General features: G+C 72.4%; 13 protein-coding genes. 4 read left to right on the forward strand and 9 right to left on the reverse strand.

From position 1 onward, the window contains the following. Positions 1-5: 5 nt before the first annotated feature. A complete protein-coding gene (locus ACFPZ3_RS37770) occupies positions 6-860 on the reverse strand; it encodes a cyclase family protein (RefSeq protein ID WP_379519133.1) in 855 nt (284 codons plus the stop codon). Next, complete coding sequence (locus ACFPZ3_RS37775) at positions 847-2,439, reverse strand: FAD-dependent monooxygenase (protein ID WP_379519134.1); 1,593 nt, start codon at positions 2,437-2,439, stop codon at positions 847-849. The genes ACFPZ3_RS37770 and ACFPZ3_RS37775 overlap by 14 nt, the downstream gene beginning before the upstream one ends. 272 nt (positions 2,440-2,711) lie before the next feature. Between ACFPZ3_RS37775 and ACFPZ3_RS37780 the strand changes: the two genes are divergently transcribed. Then, the gene (locus ACFPZ3_RS37780) at positions 2,712-3,524 is read left to right on the forward strand and encodes an AfsR/SARP family transcriptional regulator (protein WP_379519135.1); all 813 of its coding nucleotides are present in this window, start codon (positions 2,712-2,714) and stop codon (positions 3,522-3,524) included. Here ACFPZ3_RS37780 and ACFPZ3_RS37785 read toward each other — a convergent pair. The 4 genes from ACFPZ3_RS37785 to ACFPZ3_RS37800 form a co-directional block, all read right to left on the reverse strand. Beyond that, entirely contained in the window at positions 3,419-4,603 is a 1,185-nt protein-coding gene (locus ACFPZ3_RS37785) for a ferric reductase-like transmembrane domain-containing protein (RefSeq protein ID WP_379519136.1), read from the reverse strand. The two genes, ACFPZ3_RS37780 and ACFPZ3_RS37785, sit on opposite strands and share 106 nt — an antisense overlap. Beyond that, complete coding sequence (locus tag ACFPZ3_RS37790; RefSeq protein WP_379519137.1) at positions 4,600-5,472, reverse strand: FAD:protein FMN transferase; 873 nt, start codon at positions 5,470-5,472, stop codon at positions 4,600-4,602. The genes ACFPZ3_RS37785 and ACFPZ3_RS37790 overlap by 4 nt, the downstream gene beginning before the upstream one ends. A 1-nt stretch (position 5,473) precedes the next feature. Beyond that, positions 5,474-6,151 carry a DUF2271 domain-containing protein gene (locus ACFPZ3_RS37795; protein WP_379519138.1) on the reverse strand — a complete coding sequence of 226 codons (678 nt, stop codon included), beginning with the start codon at positions 6,149-6,151 and terminating at the stop codon, positions 5,474-5,476. A 109-nt stretch (positions 6,152-6,260) separates the two neighbouring features. Further along, positions 6,261-7,727 carry a bifunctional transcriptional activator/DNA repair enzyme AdaA gene (locus tag ACFPZ3_RS37800; protein ID WP_379519139.1) on the reverse strand — a complete coding sequence of 489 codons (1,467 nt, stop codon included), beginning with the start codon at positions 7,725-7,727 and terminating at the stop codon, positions 6,261-6,263. A gap of 388 nt (positions 7,728-8,115) precedes the next feature. On the opposite strand from ACFPZ3_RS37800, the gene ACFPZ3_RS37805 reads away from it, so the two are divergent. Beyond that, entirely contained in the window at positions 8,116-9,312 is a 1,197-nt protein-coding gene (locus tag ACFPZ3_RS37805; protein WP_379519140.1) for an MFS transporter, read from the forward strand. Here ACFPZ3_RS37805 and ACFPZ3_RS37810 read toward each other — a convergent pair. Together ACFPZ3_RS37810 and ACFPZ3_RS37815 are read right to left on the reverse strand one after the other, a co-directional pair. Next, positions 9,296-10,432 carry an FAD-dependent oxidoreductase gene (locus ACFPZ3_RS37810; RefSeq protein WP_379519141.1) on the reverse strand — a complete coding sequence of 379 codons (1,137 nt, stop codon included), beginning with the start codon at positions 10,430-10,432 and terminating at the stop codon, positions 9,296-9,298. The two genes, ACFPZ3_RS37805 and ACFPZ3_RS37810, sit on opposite strands and share 17 nt — an antisense overlap. Before the next feature lie 38 nt (positions 10,433-10,470). Further along, on the reverse strand, positions 10,471-10,914 hold the full coding sequence (locus ACFPZ3_RS37815) for a helix-turn-helix domain-containing protein (protein ID WP_379519142.1): 444 nt from the start codon (positions 10,912-10,914) through the stop codon (positions 10,471-10,473). 129 nt (positions 10,915-11,043) lie between these two features. Here ACFPZ3_RS37815 and ACFPZ3_RS37820 point away from each other — a divergent pair, with 129 nt between their 5' ends. Further along, a complete protein-coding gene (locus tag ACFPZ3_RS37820; protein ID WP_379519143.1) occupies positions 11,044-11,211 on the forward strand; it encodes a hypothetical protein in 168 nt (55 codons plus the stop codon). Between the two features lie 177 nt (positions 11,212-11,388). Then, complete coding sequence (locus tag ACFPZ3_RS37825; RefSeq protein WP_379519144.1) at positions 11,389-11,556, forward strand: hypothetical protein; 168 nt, start codon at positions 11,389-11,391, stop codon at positions 11,554-11,556. 2 nt (positions 11,557-11,558) lie between these two features. Here the strand turns inward: ACFPZ3_RS37825 and ACFPZ3_RS37830 are convergent, their stop codons facing one another. Then, positions 11,559-13,028 (reverse strand): helix-turn-helix domain-containing protein, encoded by a 1,470-nt coding sequence (locus ACFPZ3_RS37830; protein WP_379519145.1) that lies wholly within the window; start codon positions 13,026-13,028, stop codon positions 11,559-11,561. Positions 13,029-13,132: the final 104 nt, after the last annotated feature.

The raw sequence follows: 13,132 nt of genomic DNA on the forward strand, positions 1-13,132 counted from the left end.
CTCGCTCACAACAGCGCGAGCGCCCGCACGGGCGCGCCGAACCCCCCGCGTAGCTTCGCCGCTCCCACGACCAGTTGCGCGCCGCGATCGGGCACGGTGTCGAGGGCGGCCAGGTTCTCTATCCCGTACCTGCCCGTGGTCAGCAACATCCGGTGGACGAGGGGCTCGCGCCGGGTGCCGACGTCCAGGCTGCTGGTGTCGGTGCCGAACCCGACGATGGAGCGCTGGTTGATCAGGAAGTCGGCGGCCTCAGGGCTGATGCCGGGAAAGCGCATCACCTGGGCGAGCGGGTCGAACTGCAGGTAGGCGTCGGGGTCGCCGACCCGCTTGTACCAGCCGCTGTCGGAGGCGACGAAGGCGCGCTCGGGGATGGGCCCGTTCTTGCGCTCCCATTCGCGCAGGTCCTTGACGGTGAGCTCGGTGATGTTGTCGCGGGCGGCGCGCTCGCCGATGCGCACGACGCACAGCGGGACGACGAGGTCCTCGGGCCGCACCTGGTCGACGGTGGCCAGGCCCTTCTTGGAGTGCGCGGGCACGTCCATGTGCGTCCCGGTGTGCTCGTTGATCGTCCACTCTGCGGTGTTGAACCCGATCACCTCCTCGAACATGACCTGGCGGCGCGCGGGCTTGCGGACGTACATCTCGAAGACCGGGAAGTCGGGGCTGAGCGGGTGCGTCAGGTCCAGGACCCTGCCCGCGCGCAGCCCGGTGGCCGCCTCCGCCTGCTGGGGCAGGACGGCCAGGGCCGCGGCGCCGAACAGCCCGGCCAGTCCGCCGCGCAGGAGTTGCCGTCTGGCGCAGGCCGGCTCGGGCTCGGGCGCGCCCTCCAGCGCGGCCATGATCGTCTCAGGCGCGCACACGGGGGGAACTCCCCTCGGCCGTCAGGGGCGCGATGAGCCGGGCGACGTCGCCGTCGGTGACGGCGTCGGCGACGTAGCCGTCGGGGCGGACCAGGATGAGCTTCGCGCCGCGCAACGGGCCCTGCGCCGCGAAGCCGCCCGGCACCCGGTACGGCTCCCCGTACGCGCTGCCCTTGGACACCAGCACGCGCGGCACGACCCGGTCGGACAGCGGCTCCAGATCCGGCAGCAGCGTGAGCGGGTCCATGCCCGGCATGACCAGCAGGGTGTGCCGCGGGTCGGCCAGCAGGCTGCTGAGCAGCACAGGGTCGCCGCCGCGCAGCGGGGTCACGGTGACGTCGGGCAGCCCGCGGGCGCCGATCGCGCGGCGACCGCCACGCGATCCGACCACCGGGCTCTTGCTGTAGTCGAGGTCGTCCTGGGTCAGGGCGGGCACGAAGCGGCGCTCCAGCAGCCCGGCGGAGCCGAGCAGGCCGAGCAGCGTGTCACGCAGGAAGCGGGCGACCGGTGAGCGCACGGTCCACAGCCGCGTCTGCTGGTGCGCGGCGCGCAGCACCTGCGCGGCCACGGGCGAGCGCTCGGCCTCGTAGCTGTCCAGGAGCTGCTCGGCGTCGCCGTGCCCGTTCAGGATCAGGGCGAGCTTCCAGCCCAGGTTGGCGGCGTCCTGGATGCCGGTGTTGAGCCCCTGGCCGCCCGCCGGGCTGTGCACGTGGGCGGCGTCGCCGGCCAGCAGGCAGCGGCCGGAGCGGTAGGCGGCCGCCTGGCGCATGTGCACGGGGAAGCGGGTGCTCCACCGCAGGTCCTTGATCTCCAGCCGGTAGGGGGCCCGCTCGTCGGCGAGCCGCTGCAGGTCCTCGACCCCGGGCGCGGTGTCGAGCGCGCCGGCCGTGGTGGCGTCGGCGAACACGCGCAGCTCGCCGCCCGGCAGCGACACCAGCACGAGCACGCCGTCCGGGTGCAGGTGGTAGTGCGCCTCGCCGCTCGGAACGGGCCCTGACACCGCGCCGTCGCCGAGGATGAAGCTCTGCGTGTACGTACGGCCCGCGAAGGGGATTCCGGACAACTCGCGCACGCTGCTGTGCGCGCCGTCGCAGCCGACCACCCAGGCGACGCTGAGCTCCTCCAGCCCGCCGGGGCCGTCGAGCCGTACGTCGACGCGGTCGCCGTGGTCGGTGAGCCCGACGAGCTCGGTACGCCACTCCACCGCCACGCCGAGCTCGCGCAGCTTCGCGATCATGACGGATTCGACGGCGGGCTGGGTGATCCCCAGCATGGTCGGGCCGCCGTTGCGCCAGTCGCCGAGGCGCACGGTCGCCACGTTCCTGGCGCCCGACCAGTAGCGGGCGGCGGTCATGCGCACACCCGCGTCGATCACGTCGGCGGCGGTGCCGTGCCGTGCCAGGACGTCCAGGGCGCCCGGCCACATGGCCACCGCCCTGGCCTGGTGGGCGGGCCTGTCGAGGGAACGGTCGATGATCCGGCAGGTGATGCCCTGCCTGCGTAGCTCGGTCGCGAGGGCCAGTCCGGTGGGGCCGGCGCCCACGACCAGGACGGGCAAAGGGATCTTCTCGGTGTCCACCGCGCTACCGTAGGTCTGGGGTCGCGCGGCCCGACTCCAGCCAAGGGTGACAGCGCCCGGTTCTTACGGCCCGCCTTATACCACCTATGACACATGCCCCTTCCGCTTTGGGGCAGCGTCCGCCGCCGGGGACCCGGATGGGCGGGGGTCGTCGTCGTACCATCCGACAGAACGGGCTCTCTCTCGAGAGTACGCACCTGACGGAAGAACACGTGATGATCACATTCAATGTTCTCGGTCCGCTGGAAGTGCGCACAGGCGCAGGGTCATCCTTGCCCAAAGGGCGCAAGGCACGCCAGGTCCTGGCCCTGCTGCTGTTGCGTGCCAACGAGGTCGTCGATGTGGAGACGTTCGCCGAGGAGCTGTGGGAGGGTCGCGGCGGAGGAGTGGGCGCGATCCGCACCCACGTCTACAACCTGCGCTCGGCGCTGGCCGCCCACCCGGCCACGCACGCGGTGGCGGGCATGCTGGTCACCGAGCCGACCGGATATCTGCTGCGGGTGGGGCCGGGGCAGCTCGACGCGGAGGTGTTCTCCGGCTTCGTCGCCGAGGGCCGCCAGCTCATGACCTCCGGCGCCGCCGAGCAGGCGTCGCGGCGGCTGCGTGACGGGCTGAACCTGTGGCGGGGGCGCGCCCTGGCCAACGTCACCCCCGGGCCGGTCGTGGCCCGGCATCTCACCTACCTGGAGGAGATCCGCAACCGCGCCGTCGAGTTGCGGCTGGAGGCGGACCTGCGACTCGGCCACCATCGGGAGCTGGTGGCGGAGTTGCGTACGCTGATCGCGCTCAATCCGCTCAACGAGTGGTACCACCTGCGTCTCATCGAATGTCTGTGCCGGTCGGGGCGTCGGGGCGAGGCGCTGGTCGCCTACCACGAGCTGCGCAGGATCCTCGATGAGGAGCTCGGGCTGGAGCCGTCGGCGGAGGCCAGGCGGCTGCAGCACCGGATACTCTCCGACGCCGAGCACTCGCCCGCCGATCAGCAGTCGAACCGCTCGGTGAACAACTGGTCCCTGCGGGCGCCGCTGCCCCGCAGGCCCGCGGTCGTCGTCTCGACGAAGCGGGGGCTGCCGCAGATGAAGTAGCGGGCGCCGGGGGTGACCCGGATGGCGGGCCGGGCCGGGCGCACCACCTCCTGGTAGCCGTCGCCGAGACTGTCGCGCAGCTCCGCGCCGAAGACCGCCTCCTGCGGCGAGGCCACCACGTGGACGAGCGACAGGTCGCCGTTCTGGCGCGCCAGCTCCACGAAGGGGGTCACGCCGATGCCGCCGGCGATCAGCACCGCCGGCCGGTGCGCGCCGTTCTGGGCCTCGCGGGTGAAGGTGCCGTAGGGCCCGTCGAGGTAGACGATCGCGCCGGGGGCGAGGCCGCGCAGCCGTTCGGTGAAGCGGCCGGCGTCCTTGACGGCGAAGGTGAGCCGGGCTCCACCGCGTACGACGCTGAAGGGGTGGGCGCGGCTGGTGAGCCCGGTGCGTAAATAGCAGAACTGCCCGGGAAGGGGCCTGACCCGGCGGCCCAGCGGCTCGACCGTGTAGGCGCGGACCGTCGGCGACAACCGTTCCACCCGGGTCAGCCGGTAGGGCAGCGCCCAGGCGCGCACCGACAACCGCCGGCCCACCACCCCGGCGAACACCGCGAACAACGCCAGCCAGTACGCCATCAGCCACGGCGTCTCCCCGAGGTAGGAGCCCAGGCCCCAGGAGTGCACGAACACCAGCGTCAGCAGCGGATAGGACAGGTAGTGCGTGTAGCGCCAGGCGCGGTGCCTGATCACGTAGCGCGCCAGCGTGCTGGTCAGCCAGAGTGCCAGGAACATGAGGAAGGCCACGCGGCCCAGCGAGGCGTACGCCGACTCCGCCCACGTGAAGTCGGGCACCAGGATGTAGGCCCAGGTCTGCCGGTCGACGACGGTCTCCAGCAGCGGATGCAGCAGCACGAGGAACGTCCCGCAGCCGCCCAGCCACCGGTGCAGCGACACCGACGCCAGCCGGTCGTCCCCCATCCGGTGGGCGATCTGCCGGACGCCGAGCAGCACCTGCCACCACATCACGATCGCGCCGGCCATCCCGGCCAGGCCGGCCACGTCGCCGAGGTCGGAGGCGCGCAGCGCCAGGGGAAGCAGCGGCAGGAATGAGACGACGCCCGCGACCACGACCCGCGTCATGCGAGCGCCACCGACGAGCGCACCCGGCCGTCGCGGTCCACGGTGATCCACTCCGCGGCCGGGTCCTGCCCGGCCAGCCACTCCGGCCCCTCCCGGGTGCCGAGCAGGATCAGGCAGGTGGCGCAGACCTCGGCCGCCGCCAGATCCGCGGTCATGACGGTGGCCTGCACGCAGTCGGAATCGGCCGGGCCGCCGGTGCGCGGGTCGATGATGTGGTGCAGCCCGGCGCCCGTCCGGTCGCGCCAGCTTCGCCGCACGACGCTGCTGGTGGCCACCGCCGTCGTGCCCGCCGCCAGCTCCAGCACGCCGGCCGGCCGCTCGCGCAGCGGGTGCTCGACCCCGACCCGCCAGGGCGGGCCGCCCTCCGGCCGCCAGGCGACCAGGTCACCGCCCGCGTCGATCATCCCGTACGGCACGCGCGCGGCCTCCGCGGCCCGCTGCACGCTCCACCCCTTCACGAACCCGCCGAGGTCGACCGCGAGGCCGGGCGAGAGCGTCACCGCGCGGCGGTCGTGGTCGAGATGGACCGAAGGCACGCCGGCGGGGACGGGCGTCGCTGCCACCTCGGGCGTCCCCACCAGCGCGAAGTCGCTCGCGTAGCCGATCCGGACGAGCTCGGCGCCGAGGAAGGGGTTGAACAGCCCGCCGGTCGCGCCGAAGTGGCCGACCGCCTCGTCCAGCACCGTCAGGAACAGCTCGGAGACCACGACGGGGCCGCCCGCGTTCACCCGGCTGGTGTCGCTGGCCGGGTCGAACCGGCTGAAGGTCCGCTCCACGTCGCGCAGCCAGGTCAGCACCGCGGCCTGCTCCTGCGGCGGCAGCACGAGCAGGAGGTCGGTGCCCATGATCCGCTCGCGTAAGACCCTCATGTCAGGATCCCCTCGTGAACGTCGTGACGGCGCCGGACGGCAGCCGCTCGCCCGGGATGAAGCTCGCGTTGATGTCGGCGACCAGCGCCGGCTCCTGCCCCGTCGCCACCGGGAGGAACTCCACTCGCGGCCGCGAGGCGTGCGGCGCCTCCCCGACCTCGATGGCGCCGGTGAACAGCACCCGCTTCTCCCACAACACGTTGCCCTCCACGCGGTAGGTGTAGGACCCGGCGGGAACCGGTCTGCCGCTGCGGTCGGTGGTGTCCCAGTAGACGCTCTGCCTGCCGCTGTCCTGGGCGGGGCGGCTGGCCGCCTTGACCTCGCTGTCGGCCGCCGCGTCCCAGCCGGACGACTCACGCCACAGGGGCAGCGACATGGGCCTGCGCACGAAGCCGCCGTTGGCCGTGAAGCTGGTGGCGAACAGCGTGCGCACGTAGCGCCCCGCCGCGTCCTCGACCCAGATGGCCAGCTGGTTGCTGGCCAGGCGCGGCAACCGGTTGAGCTGGTAGTCGATCCGCACCAGGCCGAGGCTGGCGACGGCGGGCGCCGACCAGGTCAGCCCGGCGGGCGAGGCGGGCGGCGGTTCTGGCCGGTAGGCGAGGTAGGCGGCGGTCGCGGTCGTGGCGACCCCGGTGATGACGACGATCGGCACGATCAATCGGCTGGTCCGCTCCGACATTGGGTTGCCCCTTCATGGATAGTGAACATCAACACTACCTATTTATTGGGCGAGCCGCACGGCCCGGCCTTTCCTGACGCCGGCCGATGTGTTGTGCGGGTGCCGGCACTCAGCCGCGGGAAGCGGTCAGATGCCGGGTGGCGTAGGAGCGCCAGGGGCGCCAGCGGTCAGAACCGGCGGTGGGCAGGCCGGGCAGGAGCACGTCCGGATCGCCGAGGGCCCTCATCCGGATGTACGCCACCGCCCACCGGCTCATGCCCGGCAGGTCCGACAACTGCTTGCCGGCGAGGTGCGGATCGCAGCCCACGTCCAGCCTGATCGTGCCGTCGGCGAGCGCGCGGGCCAGGTGACGCAGGGTGCCGTCTGACAGCCCGGCGGGGGCGCTCGCGAGCGGGAACGTGACACCGCCGGCCAGGGCACTCGCCTGCGGGAACAGATGGGTGACGGGGCCGGCCGGGGTGGCGAGCCGTTCGCCGTACCGGTGGACGAGGTCGGCGAGGTGCCCGCGAGGGGTGGCGGCCCGGAACGCCATTTCTTCAGGGTCCACGCAGCCGGGCACCCGCAGCCCCGGCCGGGCCGCGACGAGCGGCCCCAGCAGCGGGTCCGCGCCGAGGAAGGCGTCGATGGCCTCCTGGTCGGCGTCGAGGTCGAGGAGCCGCCGACAGCGCCGCACGGCGGCGGCGAGATCCCTCAGGTCGTCCAGCCTGAGCTCGCAGACCACATGCCCGGCTCCTGGCCGCAGCGTGACGACGCCCGTCCCGTGCGGGAGTGCCAGCGACCTGCTGTACGCGCCGCCCGAATAGTGTTCGAGGCCCGGTATGGCCCTCGTGCCCAGGTAGTGCAGGAGGGCGGCGACGTCCATGGGCGCGCGGTAGACGAGCCGCACCGTGAGGGCGCCGGGGTGCCGGACGGGTGGACGGCCAAGGGCGACGGAAGCAGCTCCCTGAAGCACGGCGGGAGACTGGTGCGGGAGCCCGGCGGGAGCGGATCCCTGGAGCCCAGCGGGAGACTGGTGCGGGAGCCCGGCCTGGCGGAGCCGGCTCGGCGTCGTCGCGTACACCTGCCTGATCGTCTCGTTGAACTGCCTGATGCTGGCGAACCCGGCCGCGAACGCCACGTCGCTGATCGGCAGGTGGCCGGCCTCCAGCAACATCCGGGCGGTCTGCGCCCGCTGCGTCCTGGCCAGGGCCTGCGGTCCCGCGCCCACCTCGGCGACGAGCTGGCGATGCACCTGCCGCTCGCTGTAGCCGAGACGGGCGGCCAGCCCGGCCACGCCTTCCCTGTCGATGATCCCGTCGGCGATCAGCCGCATGGCGCGGCCGGTCAGGTCGGTGCGCGTGTTCCACTCCGGCGATCCCGGCGCGGCGTCGGGACGGCACCTCTTGCACGCCCGGAAGCCGTTGACCTGCGCCGCGGCGGCCGTGGGGAACAGCCGGACGTTCTGCGGCTTGGGCATGACGGCGGGGCAGCTCGGCCGGCAGTAGACGCCGGTGGTGGTGACGGCGACGTAGAACCAGCCGTCGAAGCGTGGGTCACGGCTCTCCATCGCCGCGAACGCGACCTCGTCCTCAATCACCCGCTCTATCGTGCCACCTCCTCAGGGAGGCGAACTGGCGGGCATCGGACGCCGACACGAGGGCGAGCCGCCGACGGGGATTGCGAACCGCCGACGGGGGTGGCGAGCCGCCGACCTGGAGGCGAGCCGCCGACGCGAAGGCGAACCACCGACCTGGAAGCGAGCCGCCGATGTGGGTCGTGAACCGCTGACGGGGTGACGAACCACCGACGTGCGTCGCGAACCACCGACGGGGCCGCGAACCGCCGACGTGCGTCGCGAACCGCTGACGTGCGTCACGAAACCGCTGACGTGCGTCACGAAACCGCTGACGTGCGTCACGAGCCGCCGACGTGGGTGGCTGATGGCCGCCAGCGTCCGGGCTCGGCCGACGCCACGCTGGACCCCCATGACACTGAATGATCTTCTCCGCTACCGGCGGGCGCTGGCACGGCGTGACTTCCGGATGTTGTGGCTGGGCTCGTCGATCTCGCTGGTGGGCGACGGGATGACGTTCGTCGCGCTGACGTGGCTGGTGCTGGCCCAGCCGGACGGCGTCCAGCGGCTCGGCCTGCTGACCGTCTGCGCCACCCTGCCCGTGTTCGCAGGCGGCCTGCTGAGCGGTCCCGTCCTCGATCGGTTCGACAAACGGCATGTGCTCGCGGCCGACAGCCTGGTACGCGGCGCGGCGATGGCGTCGATCCCGATCACGTCGGCCGTGGGAGCGGTGCCCGAGGCGCTTCCTTACGTGGTGGCCGCCGTGTACGCGCTGTTCAGGATGGTGCCGCTGGCAGGATTCCCGGCGGCGATCCCGGACCTGGTCCCGGAGGAGGAGCGGGACGCGGCCAACGCCCTGGAGAGCCTGAGTTTCGGCCTGGCCGGGATGATCGGACCGGCGCTCGGAGGGCTGCTGATCGGAGGTTTCGGCGCCGAGGCCGTGCTCGCCTTCGACGCGGTCTCGTACCTGGTGTTCGCCGGGGCCGCCCTCGCCATCCGCCGGCCCCTGACCCCGCGGCCATGGACCGGCCCCGAGCCGGCCGGCAGCGGCTGGACGGTGCTGCGCGACCGGCCGCTGGTGGCGACCACGCTGGCGTTCATGGCCTTCAACATCGCCATGGGGATGGTGCAGGTCATCGGTCCCTGGCTGGCCAAGACCCAGTTTCCCGGCGGCCCGCAGGCGCTGGGCCTGCTGCTCGCCGCCCTGGCCGCGGGCGAACTCGCCGGCGCGGCGCTCGCGGGAGGCGCTGCCGTACGGCGACGCCCGGTCAGGGCCATCGCCGTGGTCCAGCTCATCGCCGCGACCGGGTTCCTGGCGCTCCTGGCGGCTCCGCACACGATCGCGGTCGCCGCGGGGTTCCTCGTCGTCGGCCTGTTCAGCGCCCCGATGACCATCTGGGCGCAGTCGCTGCGCATGGCCCGCATCCCCGCTCCCCTGCGCGGCCGGGGCTTCGCCGTCCTGCGAACCCTCATGCAGGCGACGCCCCCGCTGGGAGCCGCTCTCGTCACACCGCTGCTCGTCGCGGGCATGTTCGCTCCCGCGGTCCTCACGCTGACCGCCATCGCGGCGGCGCCCGCCGTGGCCCTGTTGTTCAGATACGAGCGCTGAGGCTGCTCAGCAACCGCCCGAACCCTCCGGTGGCCAGGCGTGGAGGTGTGGCGCCGCCCATGCGGACGAGGTACTCGCTCTGCATCAACGTCCTCGGGCCTGACACCGCGACGCTGTACGTGGCGACCGTGGAGGCCATGGCCGCCCGCCGTCTCCGCCTGGACGAGTACACGTCCACGACCGCGGCCGGATCGGGCACGGCCCGCAGGCAGCGCACGAGCGTCGCCACGTCCTCCAGCGCCTGGTTCGTCCCCTGGGCCGTGACGGGCGGCATCCCGTGCGCCGCGTCCCCGAGCAGCACGCACCGCCGGTCACCCCACCGGCGGGGGATCTTGTGCCGGGTGTGCGGGAACAGTTCGGCGTCGCCGTCCTCCAGCGACGCCAGCACCTGCTCGACCTGCGGGCCCCACCCGCCGAACCGGCGGCGCAACATCTCCACCGGCTTGTCCTCCGCCGGCGCGCCGGGTGACCACGGCACGTCGAAGAACCACTGCATCAGGCCGTCACCGGCTCCCATGTACCCGAAGTCGCCCTCCCGGCCGAGCATCAGCGTCGTGGTGGATCCGGGGTCGAACGGGGCCGGCGTCAGCCCCTGCCAGATCGCCGCCCCGGTCAGGGCCGCCTTGCCGCCGCCCAGCACGAGGGCTCGCACCCGCGAGTGCACACCGTCGGCTCCCACCAGGAAGTCCCCGTGGTGCTCCTCGCCCGTCTCCGTCCGCACGCGTACACCGTCACCGCCGTCGTGCAGTTCGGCCACCCGCGCGCCGAAGCGTACGGTGCCGCCGGGCAGCCCGCCCGCGAGCAGCGTGATCAGCGACCCGCGCGGGATCACCCGCGCCGCCGACCCGAACCGCTGCGCCAGCGCCTCCAGGTCGACCTCGATCACCCGCCGGCCGCGGGCCGTCCGCAGGCACATCGTCGTCAGCCGCTGCCCGGCCCCTTCCAGGTCGACGCCCACATCGCCGAGGATCGCCGTCCCGTTGCACCACAGCGTGACGGCCCCGCCCCCGAGGCGTAACTCCCGCGCCTGCTCCAGCACCACGACCTCGTGCCCCGCGGCGATCAGTCCCCGTGCCGCCGCGAGCCCGCTGATCCCCGCTCCCACCACCAGCACCCGCATCCGGCGACCCCCGACTCTACAACTCGTAGTACTACCAGTTATAGAGCATCGGGATCGCGCTTCACAAGACAGGTGTCCCCGTGCAGCCCCTGGAGGCCGCCTTCGATGATGCGCCGGTAGTCGGGACACTGGGAGAAGTCTTCCGCGCGGCACTCCATGAGGTGCTCGATCAGCCTCTTGGAGTCCGCGATCTCCTCGAGCCGCCGCTCAAGCCCAGCGTGCTGCCGCTGGAGCAGCGCCCTGCGCGCGCTCTGACCGGCGGCGTCGAGCACCTCGCGGATCTGCTCCAGGCTCAACCCTCCGGCCTTGGCGCGGATGATCGTCATGACCCGGACGACGTGATCGCCGGTGTAGCGGCGACGGCCGTTCACCCGGGCGGCCGGCGTCAGCAGCCCCATCGACTCCCAATGGCGCAGCACGTGCGGCGCGAGATCGAACCGCTCGGCGAGCTCCCCGATGCGCATCGTCTCACTTGACTTCATGTTGACATTAACTTGCAGACTTGCCTCCACGTCAAGCTCAAGGAGGCAGACATGTTCGACGCTGTGATCGTGGAGGTCGACGACTTCGACCTGCCCGGCCCGTTCGCGAAGGCAAGGAGCTGAGCCAGCGTGGGCGGCCCGCTCGCCGGCGGCGCGGTCACCGATGCCTGGGAGTGGCGCTGGATCTTCTACGTCAACCTGCTCTCGGCCTGCTCGGCATGGCGCTCACCGCGTACGCGCTGCGGCTGCCGAGGAGCGGTGGGGACGGCAGGGTCGACCTCCCGGGGGCCGCGCTGATCGCGGGCGCGGCCGTGACCCTGCTGCTGGTGGCCGAATGGGGCGGCCGCACCTACCCCTGGACGTCCGGCGTGATCCTCACGCTGATCGCGGCCTTCGCCGGCCTGCTGGCGCTCAACCCCTATGTCCTCACCTTCATGGCGGTCTCCTCGCTGGCCGGCGCCCGCATCGCCACCGGTGGCCGCTTCAGGCCCTATCTGCTGCAAACTCCTCACCCGCGAGATCCAGGGCCGGAGCACGGCCGCCGCTATCCCGGACGTGCTCGCCTGGGGTGTGCCCGCCGCCGTGGTGCTGGCGGTGCTGATGGTCCTGCTGCCCCGGAGCGTCGACAGGCCCGCGGCATGAGGTCAGGTGGTGGCGTGCCGTTCCAGGAAGGTGTAGACGTCGGCCTCGTCCACGCCCGGGAACGATCCCGGCGGCAGCGCGGCCAGGACGTGGGAGTTGGCGCGGGCCGACGGCCAGGCGTAGCCCTCCCAGCGTTCGGAGAGCTCGGCGGGCGGCCGGCGGCAGCAGTCGCCGGTCGGGCAGTTGGACTTGGTGCGGTGGGTGGTCTCGCGGCCCCTGAACCAGCGCGACTCCTTGTACGGCACTCCCAGCGTGATCGCGAAGTCCCGCTCGCGCGACGGATCGACGTGCGCCACGCAGAAGTAGGTCCCGGTCGGCGAGTCGGAGTACTGGTAGAACACCGAGAACCGGTCGGGCGAGGCGAACACCTGCCGCCCCGACCAGTGCAGGCACATCCGCTGCCCCTCGATGGCCCCCTGCTCGTCGGCGGGGAAGACGATGCCGTCGTTCTCGTACGCCTTGAAGATGGTGCCGCCCGCGTCGTTGCGCACGAAGTGGCAGACCAGGCCGAGGTGGTGGGTGGCGAGGTTGGTGAAGCGGTGGGCGGCCATCTCGTACGACACCGCGAACACGTCCCGCAGGTCCTCCACCGACAGCGCCCGGTCGGACTTGGCCTCCTGCAGGTAGACGGCGGCGGCCTTCTCGGGCACGAGGACGGCGGCGGCGAAGTAGTTGGCCTCGGTGCGCTGGCGCAGGAAGTCGGCGAAGTCGCGGGGTTTGTCGTGGCCGAGCGCGAGGTGGCCGAGCGTCTGGAGCAGGATCGTGCGCGGGGTGTGCATGCCGAGCTGCTCGTGCTTGACGTAGATCCGGCGGTGGCGCAGGTCGGTGATGGAGCGCACGGAGCGGGGGAGGTCCTGGGCGGTGTGCACCGTGTAGCCGAAGTGCGTGACCAGGCTCTGGATCATGCTCTGGGACAGGGCGCCGGCCCGGTAGCCGACCGCTTCGAGGGCCTCGGCGGCGGCCTTCTCGATCTCGGGAAAGTAGTTGCCCACCTCGCGCTGGCGGCGGCGCAGCTCGGCGTTGGCGACCCTGGCCTCCTCCGGCGTGGCGGTGCCGCGGGCCTGGCGGGCGCGTAGTTCGCCGTACAGGCCGAGGAGGTGTTCGAGCACGTCGTTGGGCACGCGCGCGGAGACCTTGAGCCGGGGCAGGCCGAGCCCGGCGTAGACGGGGTCGCGCTGGGCCTCCTCCAGCGCGATCTCGAGCTGGGCGCGGCGGTTGGGCGGCTGGCGGCGCAGCAGCTCCTCGACCGGTACGCCCAGGGCGGTCGCCAGCGACTTGAGCAAGGACAGCTTGGGCTCGCGCTTGCCGTTCTCCAGCAGCGACAGCTGGCTGGGCGCCCTGCTGACGCGCGAGCCCAGGTCGGACAGCGTGAGCCCGCGCTGTTTGCGCAGGTGGCGCAGGCGCTGGCCAAACGCGATGAGATCGAGCTCCTGCGTCAAAGACAGCGGTTCTTCGCGTAGCAAGGACGCCATGTCGGAATCTTAGACAGAAATTCAGCTCATTTTCTAGCCTCCTCGGCCTCGCTGTCGCGGGGAGTCCGCCCCGTCGCGCGATTGGTCTAGGCCAACGGTAAAAC

It is taken from the genome of Nonomuraea insulae (genome assembly GCF_042656245.1).

What these genes read in the sequence shown, in the direction of transcription:
- ACFPZ3_RS37785 (WP_379519136.1), bottom strand. Translation starts at nt 4,603, where the DNA reads ATGACGCGGGTCGTGGTCGCGGGCGTCGTCTCATTCCTGCCGCTGCTT.
- ACFPZ3_RS37790 (WP_379519137.1), bottom strand. Translation starts at nt 5,472, where the DNA reads ATGAGGGTCTTACGCGAGCGGATCATGGGCACCGACCTCCTGCTCGTG.
- ACFPZ3_RS37795 (WP_379519138.1), bottom strand. Translation starts at nt 6,151, where the DNA reads ATGTCGGAGCGGACCAGCCGATTGATCGTGCCGATCGTCGTCATCACC.
- ACFPZ3_RS37805 (WP_379519140.1), top strand. Translation starts at nt 8,116, where the DNA reads ATGACACTGAATGATCTTCTCCGCTACCGGCGGGCGCTGGCACGGCGT.
- ACFPZ3_RS37810 (WP_379519141.1), bottom strand. Translation starts at nt 10,432, where the DNA reads ATGCGGGTGCTGGTGGTGGGAGCGGGGATCAGCGGGCTCGCGGCGGCA.
- ACFPZ3_RS37815 (WP_379519142.1), bottom strand. Translation starts at nt 10,914, where the DNA reads ATGAAGTCAAGTGAGACGATGCGCATCGGGGAGCTCGCCGAGCGGTTC.
- ACFPZ3_RS37830 (WP_379519145.1), bottom strand. Translation starts at nt 13,028, where the DNA reads ATGGCGTCCTTGCTACGCGAAGAACCGCTGTCTTTGACGCAGGAGCTC.